This is a genomic window from Phocaeicola sp., from assembly GCF_057861905.1.
Map to the genome: position 1 here is coordinate 28,723 of NZ_DBMACV010000022.1, position 17,941 is coordinate 46,663.

Annotated in this window: 17 protein-coding genes; 15 read left to right on the forward strand and 2 right to left on the reverse strand. The window is 46.9% G+C overall.

The features are described from left to right. Nucleotides 1–2 precede the first annotated feature (2 nt). From tgt to ACZM60_RS06315, 3 genes are all read left to right on the forward strand, one after another. A complete protein-coding gene (gene tgt, locus ACZM60_RS06305; RefSeq protein WP_021970665.1) occupies nt 3–1,133 on the forward strand; it encodes a tRNA guanosine(34) transglycosylase Tgt in 1,131 nt (376 codons plus the stop codon). A 12-nt stretch (nt 1,134–1,145) separates the two neighbouring features. Continuing rightward, on the forward strand, nt 1,146–2,276 hold the full coding sequence (locus tag ACZM60_RS06310) for an LptF/LptG family permease (protein WP_021970664.1): 1,131 nt from the start codon (nt 1,146–1,148) through the stop codon (nt 2,274–2,276). 148 nt (nt 2,277–2,424) lie between these two features. Then, complete coding sequence (locus ACZM60_RS06315) at nt 2,425–3,516, forward strand: site-specific integrase (RefSeq protein ID WP_489521067.1); 1,092 nt, start codon at nt 2,425–2,427, stop codon at nt 3,514–3,516. A gap of 121 nt (nt 3,517–3,637) precedes the next feature. Here the strand turns inward: ACZM60_RS06315 and ACZM60_RS06320 are convergent, their stop codons facing one another. After that, a complete protein-coding gene (locus ACZM60_RS06320; protein WP_489521068.1) occupies nt 3,638–4,132 on the reverse strand; it encodes a thioredoxin family protein in 495 nt (164 codons plus the stop codon). A gap of 291 nt (nt 4,133–4,423) precedes the next feature. On the opposite strand from ACZM60_RS06320, the gene serB reads away from it, so the two are divergent. The 12 genes from serB (at nt 4,424) to ACZM60_RS06380 (ending at nt 16,255) form a co-directional block, all read left to right on the forward strand. Continuing rightward, the gene (serB, locus tag ACZM60_RS06325; RefSeq protein ID WP_340318527.1) at nt 4,424–5,659 is read left to right on the forward strand and encodes a phosphoserine phosphatase SerB; all 1,236 of its coding nucleotides are present in this window, start codon (nt 4,424–4,426) and stop codon (nt 5,657–5,659) included. A 19-nt stretch (nt 5,660–5,678) separates the two neighbouring features. Then, on the forward strand, nt 5,679–6,923 hold the full coding sequence (locus ACZM60_RS06330) for a DEAD/DEAH box helicase (protein WP_021970660.1): 1,245 nt from the start codon (nt 5,679–5,681) through the stop codon (nt 6,921–6,923). A gap of 9 nt (nt 6,924–6,932) precedes the next feature. Then, on the forward strand, nt 6,933–8,018 hold the full coding sequence (locus tag ACZM60_RS06335) for an AraC family transcriptional regulator (protein ID WP_340318528.1): 1,086 nt from the start codon (nt 6,933–6,935) through the stop codon (nt 8,016–8,018). A 198-nt stretch (nt 8,019–8,216) separates the two neighbouring features. Further along, entirely contained in the window at nt 8,217–9,278 is a 1,062-nt protein-coding gene (locus ACZM60_RS06340) for a DUF3575 domain-containing protein (RefSeq protein WP_489521069.1), read from the forward strand. 97 nt (nt 9,279–9,375) lie between these two features. After that, complete coding sequence (locus ACZM60_RS06345) at nt 9,376–10,263, forward strand: FimB/Mfa2 family fimbrial subunit (RefSeq protein WP_489521070.1); 888 nt, start codon at nt 9,376–9,378, stop codon at nt 10,261–10,263. Between the two features lie 272 nt (nt 10,264–10,535). Next, nucleotides 10,536–10,850: a type II toxin-antitoxin system RelE/ParE family toxin gene (locus ACZM60_RS06350; protein ID WP_489521076.1), complete on the forward strand. Its 315-nt coding sequence runs from the start codon at nt 10,536–10,538 to the stop codon at nt 10,848–10,850. A 10-nt stretch (nt 10,851–10,860) separates the two neighbouring features. After that, nucleotides 10,861–11,205, forward strand: a complete 345-nt coding sequence (locus ACZM60_RS06355; protein WP_021970084.1) for a HigA family addiction module antitoxin — start codon at nt 10,861–10,863, stop codon at nt 11,203–11,205. Nucleotides 11,206–11,342: 137 nt separating this feature from the next. Then, nucleotides 11,343–12,227 carry a fimbrillin family protein gene (locus ACZM60_RS06360; protein ID WP_340318608.1) on the forward strand — a complete coding sequence of 295 codons (885 nt, stop codon included), beginning with the start codon at nt 11,343–11,345 and terminating at the stop codon, nt 12,225–12,227. A 39-nt stretch (nt 12,228–12,266) separates the two neighbouring features. Then, entirely contained in the window at nt 12,267–13,151 is an 885-nt protein-coding gene (locus ACZM60_RS06365; RefSeq protein WP_489521071.1) for a fimbrillin family protein, read from the forward strand. A gap of 190 nt (nt 13,152–13,341) precedes the next feature. After that, nucleotides 13,342–14,157 (forward strand): KilA-N domain-containing protein, encoded by an 816-nt coding sequence (locus tag ACZM60_RS06370; RefSeq protein WP_489521072.1) that lies wholly within the window; start codon nt 13,342–13,344, stop codon nt 14,155–14,157. A gap of 75 nt (nt 14,158–14,232) precedes the next feature. Next, nucleotides 14,233–15,957: a fimbrillin family protein gene (locus ACZM60_RS06375; protein WP_489521073.1), complete on the forward strand. Its 1,725-nt coding sequence runs from the start codon at nt 14,233–14,235 to the stop codon at nt 15,955–15,957. A gap of 145 nt (nt 15,958–16,102) precedes the next feature. After that, on the forward strand, nt 16,103–16,255 hold the full coding sequence (locus ACZM60_RS06380; RefSeq protein ID WP_489521074.1) for a hypothetical protein: 153 nt from the start codon (nt 16,103–16,105) through the stop codon (nt 16,253–16,255). Here ACZM60_RS06380 and ACZM60_RS06385 read toward each other — a convergent pair. Continuing rightward, nucleotides 16,228–17,784 carry a sulfatase family protein gene (locus tag ACZM60_RS06385; protein ID WP_462507542.1) on the reverse strand — a complete coding sequence of 519 codons (1,557 nt, stop codon included), beginning with the start codon at nt 17,782–17,784 and terminating at the stop codon, nt 16,228–16,230. The genes ACZM60_RS06380 and ACZM60_RS06385 overlap by 28 nt on opposite strands. Nucleotides 17,785–17,941: the final 157 nt, after the last annotated feature.

Below are 17,941 nucleotides of genomic sequence, written 5' to 3' on the forward strand. Positions count from 1 at the left end.
ATATGAAATTCGAATTACAATATACTGATCCGCGTTCGAATGCCCGTGCCGGACTTATCACAACCGACCACGGACAGATAGAAACGCCTATCTTCATGCCTGTAGGTACACTGGGCAGTGTAAAAGCCGTACACCTGCACGAATTGAAAGACGATATAAAGGCACAAATTATTTTAGGAAATACTTACCACCTCTACCTGCGTCCGGGACTTGATGTCCTGGAGAAGGCTGGTGGTTTGCATAAATTCAACGGATTTGACCGCCCGATGCTGACAGACAGCGGCGGCTTTCAGGTCTTTTCTCTTGCCGGCATCCGTAAGATGAAGGAAGAAGGAGTAGAGTTCCGCTCTCATATCGATGGTTCCAAGCACATGTTCACTCCTGAACGTGTGATGGATATTGAGCGTACCATCGGAGCCGATATCATAATGGCTTTCGACGAATGTACTCCGGGCACTGCCGATTACGAATATGCGAAGAAGTCGATGGAACGTACTCACCGCTGGCTGGACCGCTGTATCACCCGCTTTAATGAAACAGAGCCTAAGTACGGTTACCAGCAGTCGCTCTTCCCTATCGTACAAGGTTGCGTTTATCCGGACTTGCGCCGCCGCTCGGCCGAATACATCGCATCGAAAAATGCCGATGGTAACGCAATCGGCGGACTGGCAGTAGGCGAACCTACTGAAAAGATGTACGAAATGATTGAAGTAGTCAATGAAATACTACCGACCGACCGGCCACGTTATCTGATGGGGGTAGGTACTCCGGTAAATATTCTGGAGGGTATTGAACGCGGAGTCGATATGTTCGACTGTGTAATGCCAACCCGTAACGGACGAAACGGAATGCTCTTTACCAAAGACGGCATTATGAACATGCGCAACAAGAAATGGGAATACGACTACTCTCCCATCGAAGCCGACGGAGCTTCGTATGTAGACACAATGTATAGCCGCGCCTATCTGCGCCACCTGTTCCACGCACAAGAGCTGCTGGCCCTGCAGATAGCTTCTATCCACAACCTGGCTTTCTATTTGTGGCTGGTGGGCGAAGCGCGTAAACACATCATTGCCGGTGACTTCTCTACCTGGAAACCTGCTATGGTGAAACGCATTTCTACAAGATTATAAAATATTCCGGTAATGAAACTGATAAGCAAACTCCAACTGAAAGAACTTTTAAAAAGGAAATGGCTGAAAAGACTTGACCGCTATATAATTGTCAAGTTTCTGGGAACCTACTTTTTCGCCATCGCCTTGATTATCTCTATTGCCGTAGTATTCGACGTCAACGAAAACATTGACCACTTTATCAATAATAAGGCACCGCTGAAAGCAATCATATTTGATTACTATCTGAACTTTATACCTTATTATACTAACTTGTTCAGCCCGTTGTTCGTTTTTATCGCGGTAATCTTCTTCACCTCAAAGCTGGCGGAAAACTCCGAAATCATTGCCATGTTTTCTACCGGAATGAGTTTTAAACGACTCATGGTACCGTATATGATTTCGGCTGCCATCATTTCGGCCGTAACATTTGTTCTGGGTACGGAAGTAATTCCAACAGGAAGTGTTACCCGTCTGAGGTTTGAAGAGCTCTACAAGAAGAAGAAATCGGCAGACTACGCACGAAATATCCAGTTGGAAGTAGACAGTGGAGTGGTCGCTTATATGGAAAGATATGACGCCTACAGCAAGAGTGGCTATCATTTTTCGCTGGACAAATTCGAAGATCATAAACTTGTATCACACCTTACAGCTCGCCGGGCAACGTATGATACAACCATGTATCACCGTTGGATCATCAGAGATTACATGATACGCGAAATGAAAGGTATGCGCGAACACATCACGCGGGGCGACCGTCTGGATTCTATCATCAATATGGAACCTCAGGATTTTCTGATTACACGTGGACAGCAGGAAACAATGACCAGTCCGCAGCTTCGGGAATATATCACCAAACAAAAGCAACGAGGTTTTGCCAACATTAAAGAATTTGAGGTAGAATATCATCGGCGTATTGCCATGTCGTTTGCCGCATTTATCCTGACATCTATCGGACTATCATTATCGTCCCGTAAGGTAAAAGGCGGCATGGGACTGCATCTGGGTATCGGACTGGGACTTAGTTTTTCGTATATTCTGTTCCAGACTATCTCATCGACCTTCGCCATAAACGGTAATATGTCGCCTGCCATTGCAGTATGGATACCCAATGTGCTATATCTTTTTATTGCCATCTACCTGTATCGTAAAGCACCTAAATAAAACAGTATACTATCTTTTCAGGCATATAATGCTATGGGGCTCACATTTTCCTCGTACATTATATGCCTGAAATGTATCCGTCGTAGAACACAACTACCACTTGATGGTTTATATTGCTCTTTATCAACTAACTTAAATGATATAAACCATGTACACAGTAACCATTAATCTACAAATTTCTTTCGAGGAAGAAAATCAAGCGTGCAACAAGGAACTTATTCAACTTATTTATGAAGAACTTAAGCAATCGGCTCAACTCATACCCAACAAGTACAATAAGACGTCCCCCCACTCCGTTTCCGGCAGCAATATCTCCTTACCAGATTTCTTTGGATTTGCCAACCATGAAGCCAATGAGTTAGAACTTAATCACAGGTATAATACCTCGCACAACCACCGTACAGCTATCAAACGCCTGCAAGAGTATACAGAATCTCCCATACTTCCTTTCAATCGCATTACAGCACAATTTATCTCCAACTTCGAAAACTTCCTGAAATCCCGGGAATGCAGCCTAAACACGATTTCATGCTATATGCGTTCATTAAGGGCTATTTATAACAAAGCCGTCGACCAGCAACTGGTAGTCCAGCAATTTCCTTTCAATAATGTCTTCACAGGTACAGAAATTACACGTAAAAGAGCCGTATCATGTATGCTCATTCGAAGACTTTCTGAACTGGACTGTACTTCTAATCCGGCAATGCAACTGACAAAAGATATTTTCTTATTTAGCTTTTATACCCGTGGCATCTCGTTTATAGATATTGCCTATATGCAATATTCACACATAGAAAACGGCTATCTAAAATACCAGCGCAGCAAAACACACCAACACCTATCCGTGCGATTGGAAAAGCCTGCTTATAAAATTATCAACCGATATCGTGGCATCTCACAAGCCGATTACTTGTTTCCGATATTGACAAGTACGGAAGCCGAACAGTGCTATAAAGAATATCGCTATCAGTTGGGATTATATAACAAACGACTCAACCGTCTGGGAACTTTATTGGGATTAAAATATAGCTTATCGTCGTATGTGTCACGCCACACATGGGCAACTTTGGCACGAGAGTGTGGAATCCCAATGCCTGTTATCAGCGAAGGATTAGGGCATACCTCGGAACGAACTACACGCATATACATCAAACCGCTGGACAAACAACAGATAGATAAGGCTAATCATAAATTATTATACAAGACTTTATTCTCCGCCAGAGATACAGAAAAGAAATAAATACACCTTATATATTATATATAAAAAAGAAGTTGCCCACTCCCGGAAAATCCGTACAGAGGGCAACTTTTTGCTTTTTGTTGTATTCAAAAATTTTCTACCTCCACCTTCCTACCCGAAATCAATTCAGGAAAGAAGCCAATTCGGCTGTGGTAACGTTCTTAGCCACAATTATACCGCGGCTGTTTATCAGATAATTCTTAAAGCCACGCTCCAGGTCGTACGCCCGGAAAATCTCCGAATCGGAACCATCTGTTTCTACATAACAGTCGGATTCTGCCAATCCATCCTGCTTTACCGTTGCATTAAAAACCGATGCATAGCGGTCAAAAGAAACAGAAATCAACTTTATCTGGCTATATTTTTCTGCCAGATGCGCCAATGCAGCATTTTTTTCTCTGGACGCCGCATCGTAACTTGCCCAGAAGCTCAATAAAGTGTAACCCTCACGGGCATTGTGCAGATTGAGCAACTGCACAGAATCGCAAAGCATCAACTGAGGGGCTTCATCACCCAGCTTCAGTTTCTCTGCTGGAACGCTCTCCTTGCTAAAGCTCAGAGAGATTAGGGAACCTAAAATTAATACAACAAAAAACCATTTTACACTTTTAACCATGTAATTTGATTTTAGTTAATACTATCCGGGACTGCCCTTTCACAGTGATTTCTACCCGGAACATTGCCTGATGAAGTACATCTTTTTACAAAGAACAAACTTCATTATCTTGAGAAATCTGTCGCAAAGATAACTACTTTTTCTTTCATTGCCTAATAAAGATGCTACTTTTTATGTTTTGCAACATATTTTTATATTTTCATTTTTTAAGACAATTCACAAATCTGTGTGACTTTATGGGTAGAAAAGCAAGAAAACAGTATATTTGCAATTAATATCAGCATTATATACATGGATAAAACAACTACTGAACTCGTACTCATACGTATCAGCGGACTGGATCGTCCGGGGTTAACCGCTTCCATCACCGAAATTCTTTCGGGATACGATGTAGACATAATGGATATTGGCCAAGCTGACATTCACAGCACACTTTCGTTAGGCATTCTTTTCAAGTGCTGTGAAAAAGATTCAGGCAATATCATGAAAGATTTGCTTTTCAAAGCATCGGAATTAGGAATCAACATCCGTTTCTACCCCATTTCACGGGAAGAATATGAGGAATGGGTAAACATGCAAGGGAAAAACCGCTATATTCTGACACTATTGGGACGTAAACTTACAGCTCAGCAAATAGCTGGAGCAACTAAGATTCTGGCAGAACAGGGATTGAATATAGATGCTATCAGACGTTTGACCGGCCGTGTTCCCTTAGACGAGCGTAAGGCAAAAGTACGTGCCTGCATTGAATTTTCAGTTCGTGGTACTCCTCACGATATAGACGAATTGCAAAGAGACTTAATGCGGCTGAGCAGTACACTGGAGATGGATTTTTCATTCCAGAAAGATACCATGTATCGCCGGATGCGAAGGCTAATCTGCTTCGATATGGATTCCACTCTGATAGAAACTGAAGTCATAGATGAGCTGGCAAAACGTGCAGGTGTAGGCAAGCAAGTACAAGAAATAACCGAACGCGCCATGCGAGGGGAAATAGATTTCCGGGAAAGTTTCAAAGAACGTGTTGCCCTGCTTAAGGGACTGGATGAAAGCGTCATGAAAGATATTGCCGAACATTTACCTATCACAGAAGGAGTAGAACGCTTGATGTATGTATTGAAACGTTACGGATATAAGATAGCCATTTTATCAGGAGGATTTACATATTTCGGCAACTACCTGAAAGAACGTTTCGGCATCGATTATGTATACGCCAACAATCTGGAAATTGTAGATGGAAAGCTTACAGGACGTTACGTAGGCGATATTGTAGACGGAAAACGCAAAGCCGAACTATTACAGCTTATTGCACAGGTAGAAAACGTGGATATCGCACAGACAATTGCTGTAGGAGATGGAGCCAATGACTTGCCAATGCTTTCGGTTGCAGGCTTAGGCATTGCGTTTCATGCCAAGCCCAAGGTGAAGGCCAATGCCAAGCAGTCAATAAACACCATCGGACTGGACGGAGTATTATACTTTTTAGGATTTAAGGATTCATACCTCGACGAGCGAGGAAATAGTTAATTTATTTGAGAAACAATATATGAAGTTTTCAGAACTGAACTTAGAAGATAGTGTACTACAGGCACTCGATGCCATGAACTTTCAGGAGTGTACTCCGGTACAAGAGCAGACTATACCTGTCATTCTGGAAGGGAAAGATTTAATAGGTGTAGCTCAAACCGGAACGGGCAAAACGGCAGCTTATTTATTACCTGTCATCAACCAGTTGAGTAAAGGAGGTTATCCGGCCGATGCCATAAATTGCGTCATCATGTCCCCTACCCGTGAGTTGGCACAACAGATAGACCAGCAAATGGAAGGCTTTTCTTATTTTATGCCGGTTTCAAGCGTAGCCATCTATGGAGGAAACGATGGAGTACGCTTTGAGCAGGAAAAGAAAGGTCTGACATTGGGGGCAGATGTGGTTATTGCCACACCGGGACGTCTTATCAGCCATTTAAGTTTAGGATATGTAGATTTATCGAAAGTTTCCTTCTTTATTCTTGATGAAGCCGACCGTATGCTGGACATGGGATTTGCCGATGATATCATGCAAATAGTTAAATATCTGCCCAAAGAGCGACAAACCATTATGTTTTCGGCTACAATGCCTGCCAAAATACAGCAACTTGCAAAAACGATACTGCAAAATCCGGTAGAAATAAAGCTGGCAGTATCAAAGCCGGCCGAAAAAATAATACAAGCAGCTTATATATGCTACGAAGCCCAAAAGTTAGGCATCATAGAAAGCCTGTTCAGCCAGCAAAAGCCTGAACGAGTTATCATTTTTGCATCATCCAAGTTAAAAGTAAAAGAAGTCGCTAAATCGTTGAAACGAATGAACCTGAATGTAGGAGAAATGCATTCCGACCTTGAACAGAGCCAGCGTGATGCCATTATGCATGAATTCCGTAACGGACGTATCAACATGCTGGTAGCAACCGACATCGTAGCACGTGGTATCGATATAGACGACATCAGATTGGTCATCAATTACGACGTTCCCAACGACAGTGAAGACTATGTGCACAGAATTGGCCGTACTGCACGTGCCAACAATGACGGATGTGCCATTACTTTCGTCAGCGAAACAGAACAAAGCAAATTTAAACAAATAGAAAATTTTCTGGAGAAAGATATCTACAAGATACCTGTTCCCTACGAACTGGGAGAATCCCCAAAGTACGCACCGAAGGAAACTCACAAAAAAAATTCTGCAGGCAGAAACAAAAGCAAGAAACGTACTTATAAAAAACATCCGGGAAATAAGCCTGAAAAAGCATAACTCAATTGTATGAACCACCTGTTATATGAATATTCACTTTGCACGGCATTGGCGCTAATGATTTTTTTCGGCTTCTATTTTATCTTTGCCCAGACGCCCGACAAATCTATTTTCAGAAATTACCTTCGCTCACGCCGTACAATGGGTACGGCGCTTCTTGTACTTTCGGCAAACTATGCAGTACATCTGTTCTGTGGCATTCGCTTTACCAGCCACAATGCAGCCATTCTGATGAACTTGTCTACCTACTTTTTATGCTACTGGCTTTTCAGTTCTGCTCTGACTTCACTGCTTGACCGCTTTTACATCACGCGCCGACGTTTTATACAACACATAACGCTATGGGTGCTGTTTACAATTCTGGCAGGATGCGTACTGTTTTATCTGCCCAAGGGAACGATACAGAACTCCGCACTTCTATGTATGGCAACATGGCTGTTTGCGTATGGCATCCGGCTGGCACGCCGTCTAATTCTGGCATACCGGCGTGCTGTCAGACTTTTCGACGACACCCATGCCGATGATATTGGTGCATACATACGCTGGCTTTCCATCTTTACATACTGGGCTGCCATTTTTGGTGTAAGTTGCGGAATACTTACCTTCCTTCCAGACCGGTATATTTTTATATGGATTCTTTCTTCCATTCCTTTTTATATTTACCTGTATCATTCTTATATGAACTATTTATTGTTCTACGAACCGATAGAGCGTGCATTGGAAGAAGAAACATCAGAAAACAAAGAAACATTATCCCCCTCTTGTTACACAGATATAGCAGAAAACATAAAAAAATGGTTGGATGAAGATGGTTTCATACGCCAAGGTCTCACTATCAAAGAACTTGCTGAAACACTTCATACAAATCGTACATACCTCTCAAACTATATCAAAACTGCATACCATCAGTCTTTCCGCGACTGGATAACCGCTTACCGCATTGAATATGCTAAACGTCTGATGATTCAATATCCAGAGCAAACCATTGCCGAAATATCCGAAAAATCAGGCTTTTTATCTCTAAGCCATTTTATAAGAATCTTTAGAGAAAAAGAAGGTATTTCTCCTGCTAAATGGCGGAAATCAAGGTTCTGAAACAAAATAATTTTACAGTCTTCCTATAGCCTAAATAACAAAAAATAGCTCAAACGACAACCGGCGGGTTGCCTAAACAGCAAAAATTTGTCAAACGGACAAAACGATTTTTTTATTATTCCAAGCCAAGGATTAATAATTTTTTTATTTTACTTTGTCCAATAAGATTGACTAAGCTGTATTAAAAATCAATAATTTATGATGCTATTAAAAAGGTTAATGACTACTGTTTTACTAATGTTTGCACTATTATTGCCAACAATGGCACAGCAAAAAGCAGACACGACCTACACCTTCTGGTTCGTTCCGCAGAAGGATATGTTCTATGTGCCATGGAGTGGAAATAACATAGAGCTTGCCCGCCTGCTAAAATGCATCGAAAGCAACCGAACGGACATTCTTGACAGCAGACTGCCGCTGCTGGTTGACGGCTATTGCAAGTCATTGGGCAGCGAAACCGAGAATCTGGCTACGGCGAAAATCCGTTCCAACCGTGTAAAATCGGAACTGATTACACGCGCAGGAATAAAAGAAGAAAACTTCATCACCCGCAACCATGCGACAGAGGGCGATTTCGTCACCGTGCGCCTGACGGTTCCTGTAAGGGAGGCTATTGTATCTGATGCGGAAGCAGAGGCACGACGCAAGGCTGAGGCCGAACGTCTGGCAGCCGAGAAGCGTGCCGAACAAGAACGGCTTGCCGAAGAACAGCGTAAAGCGGAAGAAGCCCAACCAAATACCCTTACCGACATGCCGTCGGAAACCAAAAAACCAACTGATTATCATCTCTCTCTACGTGCCAACCTGCTGCGTTGGGCTACCCTGACACCCGATTTAGGACTTGAATGGCGCATCTGCCCGTCGTGGGGCATTGCCGTAAACGGCTCGTGGACTTCTTGGAGCTGGAGCGACAAGGACCGCCGCTATGCACTCTGGGAAGTGGCTCCGGAAGTGCGTTACTATATGGGAGAAAAGAAAGCCTGGTATCTGGGTGCTATGTTCAAGGCCGGACAGTTCAACTACAAGCTCTCCGAAACGGGCAAGCAGGGCGACCTGATGGGTGGCGGCATCACTGCCGGCTACCGGCTGCGGCTGAACAAGGCATTAGATCTTGATTTCAACCTCGGTCTGGGCTACCTGAATACAGACTATGAGAAATATGAAGTCATCGACGGTGTGCGCGTGCGCCGCGGCAACGAAACAAAGGACTGGTGGGGACCCATCAATGCCGGTGTGACATTGGTATGGAAGTTATTCTAAATAAACTGCAAGCCGAGAGCAGAACGGAACTTGTTCCGGTTATGCCGAGGCGCAGCGTTTATTGAAGATTGAAAATCTTAACTGAGAGGAATCGAATATGAAAGCAAGACAATATATCAATATGATGGGAATGGCAGCCGCCGTGCTGCTCTCTTCCTGCGTGAAGGACACGCTTTATGACACGCCGCATCCCGACTACGGGAAGATTGCGGTGACAGCCGACTGGTCGGCCCGCGGTGAGGGCATCGACATACCTGCCACATGGACGGTCACCATGGGCGACTATACGGATACGGAGACTTCCGCCACCCATGCTCCCGACCATCTGTTTGCTCCGGGCAGCTACACACTCGCGGTGTGGAACCCAGCTGAAGGAATCACGGTGAACGGTACCACCGCCACCGTTGCCGCCGCCACGGGAAACCGAGCAGGTACGGATGCCTTTGTGAACAATGCTCCGGGATGGTTCTTCACCTATACGGAACAGTTGAGCATCGAGAAAGACAAGGACTATCCGCTGACCGCCGCGATGAAGCAGCAGGTGCGCGAGCTGACGCTTGTCGTCGAACCGACGGGTGATGCCGCCGGACGCATCACGGAGATTGTTGCCCATCTGACGGGTGCAGCCGGGACACTCGACTTCGCTACCGATACCTACGGAGCCGCTTCGAACGTCGTGCTGCCCTTCACAAAGATTACCGAAGGGGCCGATGCCGGCAAGTGGAAAGCCACGGTGCGGCTGCTGGGTGTGACCGGCACGGAACAGTTGCTGACGGGCGAAATCCGCTATGCTGACGGCAACCCGACCTCCACCACGCTGAAAAGCGACCTTACGGAAGCTCTCAAGGAGTTCAACACCGGAAAGGGCGAATCGCTGACCCTCGGCGGAACGCTTGTAGAGACACCGGAAGAAGCCGAGCTCTCCACGTTCGAAATCACGGACTGGACACAGAGATACGGTGGAGACGTAGATGCGGATCTGTAGACAGTCATGCGATGGAACTAAGAAGGCGATCCAATTATGATTTGGAAAATGGACTCTGACTCTACTTACGCGTTCTTTGACATATTGGGAAAACGGGAAACTGATGGCAGACATGCAAAATAAATCCACTTAATTAGTGGACTATTGCAAATAATTTACTTTTTTTGTAAAAAATATGAGTCGCCTCGGCATAGAACAATCTGAAAACTGCGTTTTCGCTTGACTTTGCTCTCGCCTTTCACTATCTTTACCACGTGGACTAACCAGAATATATAGAAATCATATTCAACGAAAAATATTTGCAAGAAATGTATGTTACAGGACATACTGACAAAAAACACCGCTATCAACCGCAAGTGGTGCGCAAATATATCCGCGTAATCGATGTAATGATGGAGACATCCAACGTACAAGGGCTTATGAGATATAATTCGCTGAATTATGAGAAGCTGAAAGGCGACAAGGCTGGACTTTCGTCAGTAAGGGTCAATGACCAGTACCGCATCGAGTTTGAGGAACGGACAAAGGAAGGCGAAACCATAGCTACAATATGCAATATAACAGATTTGTCGAACCATTATAAATAAGTGACAGATTATGATTGAGATACAAGGAACAGATCCGAATATGATTGCCAACAACCTTAAGGCGGCATATCCTACTCACCCGGGTGAAGTGCTGAAAGAAGAAGTTGAGTACCGTAAACTGTCGCAGCGCAGGCTGGCAGAGCAGATGGGCATCTCATACAAGATGCTGAACGATATTCTTAACTGTCGCCGCCCTGTTACGGCTCAGACGGCCATGCTCTTCGAGGCGGTTCTCAATATACCGGCAGATTCGCTGATGCGTCTGCAGATGAAATACAACATGCGGCAGGCTGCTGACAACCCATCGTTCATGGAGCGGCTCAAGGAGGTGCGCAAGCACGCCGCCATGCTTTAAGACCGCTTTATAGGTCTAAGGTTTCCCGTCCCGCCATGTTCCTTTTGTGGAATATGGCGGGACGTTCGTTTTTCCCTTTATGCCAAGGAACGCTTATAAGAACTGATTATTAACAACTTTAACACTTATAAGCAATGATGAAGATAAGACACCTTGCACTTGCAGCGCTCGCCCTCGCACTGGCAGCCTGCAATAACGACAACGAGATTCTGAACAATGACGATCCCGTGGCCGCCCGGTTTATCGCCGACATCGCCCCCGCCACCCGCGCCAACGGAACTACCTGGGACGCCGGCGACCGTATCGGCATCACCGACATCGGTACGCGGTACGACAACGTGCCTTATATCCTGAAGAACGGAACATTTGAGGCAGAAGAAAAGGTCATCTATATCGAAGATGCAAAGACCCATACTTTCCGCGCCTACTATCCGTACAACGCGGCGGGAGGCACCCTCGCAGCCACGACCGATGCCACGGCGCAGCAGAACCAGCCTGCCATCGACTTCCTCTTTGCTTCAGGAGCCACGGGAGACAAAAACAGCCCGGTGGTGAGCTTCACCAACAAAACGAAGGATGGCGGTGCAGACAACTCCTTCCACCACCGCATGAGCCAGATAACCCTTACCTTCGAGGCGAGCGACGGCGTGGATTTCAGTGTGATCAAGCCTGAACGTTACACGCTGGACGGATTGATACTCACCGGTACGTTCAACACGGCCGACGGCATTGCCACCGCAGACGACGGGACACAGACCGGAGAACTGACCATGGAGCTGGCAGACGGCAACCTCACGTCATCGGTCATCCTCTTCCCGCAGACAACTGCATCCCTGCCGTTGACTGTGAATTACAGAAGTCAGAATTATCATGCCATACTCACCGTGCCCGAAGGCGCACTGCAGGCGGGCAACAACTATACCTATACCGTCAAGGTACGCAACAAAGAGCTCGAAGTCAGCGAAGCCACAATTTCACCGTGGCACGATGTGGAAGGTGGCGATGCCAGTGCGGAAATGTAACGCCCCCATGCAAATTAACAATTAAAGACTATAAACAGAATGAAGACAAGATTTTTTGCTTTTGCAGCGCTGGCATTGACACTTGCCGCCTGTAACAACGACAACGAGAACCTGAATGACGGCCCGGTAGCCGCCAAGTTTATCGCCGACATTACGCCCGCTACCCGCGTCAATTCTGAAGGAACCGAGTGGACCGAAGGTGACCGCATCGGCGTCACCGGCGCAGGCTTTACCAACGTGCCCTACAAGAGAGAGTACGGTATGTTCGTGCCTGACGGTACGGTCATCTATTTTGACGACACCGAAACCCATACCTTCCATGCCTACTATCCGTATCAGGCTGAGGGCGGAACGGTGACCGTCAGCACCGCAGCCGACAAACAGGGCACGGGCATCGACTTCCTCTTTGCCTCGGGAGCCACGGGCGACACCCACAACCCAGAGGTGAGCTTCACCGACAAAACCGACAAAGGCGGCCCAGACAACTCCTTCCAACACTGCATGAGTCTCATCAAGTTCACCTTCAAGGCGGGCGATGGCATCATTTTCAACGGAATGGAACCTGCCAGCTACACGTTGGGCGGGTTGAAGCACGAAGGCACATTCGACACGGCTACCGGCGCGACTGCCGTAACCGCAGCCGACAACTCGCCGATTAACATGCAGCTTAACGGCGCCACCGCTTCGCAAGTCATCATTCTACCGCAGGAAGTGACCATTCCTCTTGACCTGAGCGTGTCTTACAACGGACAGAGCTACAAAGCCACACTGAAACTGCCTGAGACACCCACAGCCAATTTCTATGCAGCAGGCTATGCCTACACCTACAACATCACGCTCAATAATAAGGACATCGAAGTGAGCGAACCCACAATTACTCCGTGGAAAGACGGAGATTCGTTCAATGCAAACTCTACGCTGTAAGTTCCACATACAGCTGCCCCGGCGCAAGCGACAAGCCGGAGCTGCCCATAGACAATATGGTGCGACGGCCGTTTTCGCAGGCGGCGGCAGCACAAAATAAGCGTTCTTTAAAAAGATTGTATAGGAAACAGAATGATTATTGCCGGAAAAGGGCTATTTTTGTTAACGTAATCAAAAGAAAAAGAATACTATGGCAAAGAAATCGTCCCTCCAGGTGAAAGGTACCACCATCAGAACCTTGCAGCATAACGGCATCGACTACATCTGCATCACGGACATCGCCCGCCAGAAAAATCCTGCCGAGCCTAAAGACGTGGTGAAGAACTGGATGCGGCTGAAGAACACGCTGGAATACCTCGGACTGTGGGAGCAGCTGAACAACCCTGCGTTTAAAGGGGTCGAATTCGACCCCCTTTTAGCAGAAGCGGGCAGCAATGCGTTCACCATGAGTCCTTCAAGGTGGGTGGAACTGACCGGGGCTGTCGGCATCCTGTCGAAAAACGGTGCCGGAGGCGGGACGTATGCGCAGCGCGACATCGCGTTTAAGTTTGCCAGCTGGGTTTCCGTGGAGTTCGAGCTGTATCTTGTCAAGGAGTTCCAGAGGTTAAAAGAGCAGGAACAGACTTTGCTGGGATGGTCGGCCAAGCGAGAACTCTCTAAAATAAACTACCACATTCACACGGATGCCATCAAGCAAAATCTCATTCCAGCGGAAGTAACGGCGCAGCAGGCAAGCCGCATATATGCCAGCGAGGCTGACGTGCTGAATGTCGCCCTCTTCGGCATGACGGCACTTGAATGGCGCGATGCCCATCCAGACTTGAAAGGCAACATCCGTGACTATGCAGGCATAAACGAACTGATATGCCTGTCGAACATGGAAAGCCTGAATGCCGTGCTCATCAACGAAGGACTGTCCCAGAGCGAACGGCTCGTCAAACTGAACCGGATAGCCATACAGCAGATGCGCATTTTGGAAGACACAAACCGGAAGTTGCTGAAATAATCATTTTCTTTCCTTATCATTCTTTTGTTCGGAACGCTTGTAAGTAGTATTGGAAACATAAAACTTAGAAGCGATATGAACTTATTGAAACATTTTACTTACCCGGCAGCAGCCGCGCTGCTCCTTGCCACGGCTGCCTGCACGACGGACGAACTGGCGGACGGCAACCGTCTGCCCGAAGGACAATACCCCCTTGAGATAGCCCGCATCACCCTTGGCGTGGAGGGCGGCGAGGCGCAGCCCTGGGGCGCACCGCAGACGCGCGTCAGCGAGATTGCGGACGGCACGGGCAGCGTGTTCGACGCGGGCGACCGGTTCGCCGTGCAGATAGACGGCAAGGAAGAGGTCGGCACCTACACCGTGCAGGACGACCACACCGTCAGAGCCGAAACACCCCTGTACTGGAGCGACCGCAACGACCACACCGTCACCGCCTGGTACCCCGCCACGGACGGCACCATCGACCTCGGCAACCAGAGCCAAAGTCTTGCTTATCTGCTGGGCGGTACGGGCACGGGCAAATATCCGGATCCCGTCACGCTGAACTTCACCCACGCTCTGGCGAAGGTACGCATCACGCCTTCGGACGATGCACTCGGCAAGGTGCAAAGCCTTCAGCTCTATACCTATACACAGTGTACCTACGAAAAAGGCAATGCCGGACAGGGCTCGCAAGAGGGCTGGATAGAGATGAAGAAGTGCGAATACACCGAGAACGGCGCAACCATCACCTGCTGGGAGGCGAACGTGGTGTCCGGCTACGAAATCAAGAAACTGAGGGCAAACGGCACCGAGGAACGCAACCTCTCCGCCGCCTTCACACCCGAGGCGGGCAAGTTCTACAATATCACACTGAATTATGACAAGGGATATAACCTGTCTGCTGACGGCAAGACCTACGAAGTTTACAACGCCAACGGCCTGCTGGAATGGAACGAAGCCGCACGGAATGACCTGTCGATAAATTGTACCCTAATCGCCGACATTGACCTTACTGGCAAAGAGTGGACGCCGATAGGCAGCAATATAAACTATGTCTATACCGGATATACCGGTACATTCGACGGTCAAGGCCATACCATCTCCGGACTTACGATCAATCAAGCAAGATTTGCTGTAGGATTGATTGGTTGTATAGATAAAGGTGGCACGGTGAAGAATGTGCAGCTGAAGAATGTGAATATATCTGGAGAAAGCGAAGTTGGTGCCATAGCAGGAGCCAGTCTGGGTACCGTTATTGGATGCTCGGTTGAGGGCGGCAGCGTGACGGCCTCTCTTACAGTGGCAGGTGGAGTAGTTGGATATTCTCGATCACTTGGAACTGGAGAACATGGCGACATCATTGGTTGCTCATCTTCAGCCACCGTCCAAGGAGAAAGTAGTGTTGGTGGTGTATTAGGCGTTATAACTGACGGCTTCATTACCGCCTGCTATTCCACAAGCGACGTGGTGGCAACAAGAACAGAATATGCAGCAAATGCCGGCGGTGCTGTAGGAAATAGCACCACCGGCACTATCACTGCCTGTTACCATGCCTCCGGTACCATTACCGGACAAGGCAACATCGGAGGTGCTATAGGACAGAATACTGGTGGTGTCCTAACCGCCTGCTATTGGAGCGACTATGATGGCAATGGTATCGGCAAGGACAACGCCAGCATAGGCACACCCATCAAGGTGGACGGCACGACCGTCAACTGGAAGGAGGCCGTTGATGCCATGAACACCGCCTTGCAGAACGCAGGCTCAGAGTGGCGTTACGAACTCACCGGAGCATTGCCTACATTGAAGAAACAGTGAACCGTCGGGCGGGAAAAATTCCGCCCGTAACGGAACGATTTCGTAAGCCAGAAGACCCATGATGCTCGCATCAATGGGCTTGGCGAGAAATCGCACTTTCAAGAACGATAACCGAAGTATAACCTCATAAAGAAAGGAGGACGTGATGGAACACACGGAGAATCTACCAGTGGGTTATATCGGCAAACAATGTCCCAACAAGCTGTTGGTTTCTCTCGTCAATCTGGAACACGAAACCAACAGCCCGTTGGCGACTACATATAAAGAAACTTATTTCGAAATAAAATACCCAGATTGAATATGCTGCCCACTTTCTATGATGCGCACAAGTTCACTACGCATTTTTTGGACAAGTTCCTGATTTCCGTCTGCCACATTGATCCGTTCACCCGGATCGGACAACAAATTATACAACTGATCCTCAGCCGGATTATTTCCCAGTTCAGTGTTGGTCTCCTTATTAATTGCCGGACCATTTGCCGCAGGAATATACTTCCACACACCATCCGTTATCGACAAGTTATTCTGCACATTATGTTCTACCGTCCAAATACGTCCCTTCGCATTAGATTCAAACCATGAATTCAAGTGATTTTCACTATCGGGTGCACTCCCTACCGGAAGCTCGACTCCACACATCGAAGCAAACGATGCAAACCAGTCAACCTGACTAACCAAATAATCCGAAACTCCGGGGGTAATCTGTCCCTTCCAGCGTATAATGCATGGGACACGTGTCCCGCCTTCATAACTGCTATACTTACCACCTCTATACACACCAGTGGCCTTATGATCCCCTAATAACTCTACTGCCCGATCCTGATAACCGTCATCTATAACGGCTCCATTGTCGCTCGAAAGAATCACAATCGTATTATCATCCAGATTCAGCTTTTTCAATGTTTCCATCACCTGCCCCACAGTCCAGTCGAAAGACAACAATGCATCCCCCCGAGGGCCTAACCCACTCTTACCGGCAAAACGCTGATGAGGTACACGAGGCACATGAATATCGTTTGTAGCCAAATAGAGGAAGAAAGGCTCTTTAGACTGCTGACTCTTCTCTATAAAACGGATGGCATGAGCCGTTATACTATCGGCTATGTCTTCATCCCGCCATAAAGCACTCTTTCCACCTTTCATATATCCGATACGTGAAATACCATTGACGATAGACTGATCGTGTCCGTGCGAAGGAAACATACGCAACAGTTCCGGATTATCCTTCCCTGTAGGTTCACCGGGAAAATTCTCTGTATAACTTACATACACAGGATCATTAGGGTCCAGACCAACCCCTCTGCCATTTTCCATAAAGATACACGGAGTACGGTCAGCAGTTGCCGCCATAATATAAGAATAATCGAAACCAAGATCTGCCGGATTAGGCTTAACTACTCCATTCCAGTCCTGCTTGCCGGTTTCATTCCCCAATCCGAGATGCCATTTTCCTACTACCCCTGTCTGATATCCCGCATCCTTAAACATATCAGCAATGGTATAACGTTCGGGGGTTATAATCATGGCTGCATTTCCTGCTGCAATGCCAGTCCCTTCTCTGCGCCAAGCATACTCACCGGTTAACAAAGCATAACGCGAAGGAGTACTTGTAGCAGCGGCACAATGAGCATTTGTAAAACGTATTCCTTCGGAAGCCAGTTTCTCAACATTGGGAGTACGTACAGCCGACGTACCATTACAACTTAAATCTCCATAACCGATATCATCGGCGTAAATAAGTAACACGTTAGGACGCTCAGGCATTTGTTGTGCAAAAGCCGATGAGTAAAGTGACAAAAGACCTATCGGCAGAATTAAATTTTTCATAGTATTTTAACGTGAGTTCGATGAATTATAACTATTTGTAAATTTGGTGATTAGCGAAAATTGTTGTAACTTTATAGTGTTCAATTACAAAGTATTACAAACAATAATCGCTATGATCACCGAGGACAAAGTTACAGAATTATTTTGTATGGCAGAT

What these genes read in the sequence shown, in the direction of transcription:
- ACZM60_RS06365 (WP_489521071.1), top strand. Translation starts at nt 12,267, where the DNA reads ATGAAGACAAGATTTTTTGCTTTTGCAGCGCTGGCATTGACACTTGCC.
- ACZM60_RS06315 (WP_489521067.1), top strand. Translation starts at nt 2,425, where the DNA reads ATGTACACAGTAACCATTAATCTACAAATTTCTTTCGAGGAAGAAAAT.
- ACZM60_RS06375 (WP_489521073.1), top strand. Translation starts at nt 14,233, where the DNA reads ATGAACTTATTGAAACATTTTACTTACCCGGCAGCAGCCGCGCTGCTC.
- ACZM60_RS06320 (WP_489521068.1), bottom strand. Translation starts at nt 4,132, where the DNA reads ATGGTTAAAAGTGTAAAATGGTTTTTTGTTGTATTAATTTTAGGTTCC.
- serB (WP_340318527.1), top strand. Translation starts at nt 4,424, where the DNA reads ATGGATAAAACAACTACTGAACTCGTACTCATACGTATCAGCGGACTG.
- ACZM60_RS06340 (WP_489521069.1), top strand. Translation starts at nt 8,217, where the DNA reads ATGATGCTATTAAAAAGGTTAATGACTACTGTTTTACTAATGTTTGCA.
- ACZM60_RS06335 (WP_340318528.1), top strand. Translation starts at nt 6,933, where the DNA reads ATGAACCACCTGTTATATGAATATTCACTTTGCACGGCATTGGCGCTA.
- ACZM60_RS06385 (WP_462507542.1), bottom strand. Translation starts at nt 17,784, where the DNA reads ATGAAAAATTTAATTCTGCCGATAGGTCTTTTGTCACTTTACTCATCG.
- ACZM60_RS06330 (WP_021970660.1), top strand. Translation starts at nt 5,679, where the DNA reads ATGAAGTTTTCAGAACTGAACTTAGAAGATAGTGTACTACAGGCACTC.
- ACZM60_RS06370 (WP_489521072.1), top strand. Translation starts at nt 13,342, where the DNA reads ATGGCAAAGAAATCGTCCCTCCAGGTGAAAGGTACCACCATCAGAACC.
- ACZM60_RS06360 (WP_340318608.1), top strand. Translation starts at nt 11,343, where the DNA reads ATGAAGATAAGACACCTTGCACTTGCAGCGCTCGCCCTCGCACTGGCA.
- ACZM60_RS06355 (WP_021970084.1), top strand. Translation starts at nt 10,861, where the DNA reads ATGATTGAGATACAAGGAACAGATCCGAATATGATTGCCAACAACCTT.
- tgt (WP_021970665.1), top strand. Translation starts at nt 3, where the DNA reads ATGAAATTCGAATTACAATATACTGATCCGCGTTCGAATGCCCGTGCC.
- ACZM60_RS06345 (WP_489521070.1), top strand. Translation starts at nt 9,376, where the DNA reads ATGAAAGCAAGACAATATATCAATATGATGGGAATGGCAGCCGCCGTG.
- ACZM60_RS06380 (WP_489521074.1), top strand. Translation starts at nt 16,103, where the DNA reads ATGGAACACACGGAGAATCTACCAGTGGGTTATATCGGCAAACAATGT.
- ACZM60_RS06310 (WP_021970664.1), top strand. Translation starts at nt 1,146, where the DNA reads ATGAAACTGATAAGCAAACTCCAACTGAAAGAACTTTTAAAAAGGAAA.